This window comes from Pseudomonas sp. EA_65y_Pfl1_P113, from assembly GCF_963970525.1.
Classification (GTDB): domain Bacteria; phylum Pseudomonadota; class Gammaproteobacteria; order Pseudomonadales; family Pseudomonadaceae; genus Aquipseudomonas; species Aquipseudomonas tritici.
This window is the reverse complement of the sequence record NZ_CAXAQM010000610.1, coordinates 1-446: the sequence shown is the minus strand read 5'-3', so window position 1 is coordinate 446 and position 446 is coordinate 1. Positions and strand designations below refer to the sequence as shown.

The 446-nt window shown below is 67.7% G+C and carries 1 protein-coding gene; it reads right to left on the bottom strand.

Features of this window, described 5'->3' with window-relative positions; all coding sequences use genetic code 11:
• Nucleotides 1–70: 70 nt before the first annotated feature.
• Nucleotides 71–446, bottom strand: a 376-nt coding sequence (locus tag AACY52_RS31345) for a cytochrome c (RefSeq protein ID WP_339561547.1), incomplete at its 5' end; no start/stop codon positions are given.

Genomic DNA, 446 nt, shown 5'->3' with positions numbered 1-446 from the left:
ACATAAAGCAATGGCGTCGCCGGATCGACCTCCACCTTATGGGTGACGCCGTTGACGGTAAGCGAAATCGTCATTGCGCGGTGCCTTCCTTGCGGGCGCTCTTCACGCGTTTCTCGAGGTCGGCCCACGCCGGCTCGTCCGTATAGCGGGCGCGGGCATAGGCCAGCGTCTGCGCCACTTCGGCATTGCTCAGACTGTCGGCAAAGCTCGGCATTTTGGGGCCGCGGTCGGCGACAGGCGGGGCGATCCCCTGCAACACAGCCTGGATCGCACTGGTCGGATCGGCGTCGCGCAGGCTGGTTGCCAGCGCGAGCGACGGCCGCCCCTGCCCCATCATCGGTGCACCGGGTCCATGACAGCCGGCACAAGCCCCCGCAAAAAGGACGGCACCGGCCGGATTGGTGCCCGCCGCACGGTCGGGCGCGTCGATCGATCGCGCAACGGCG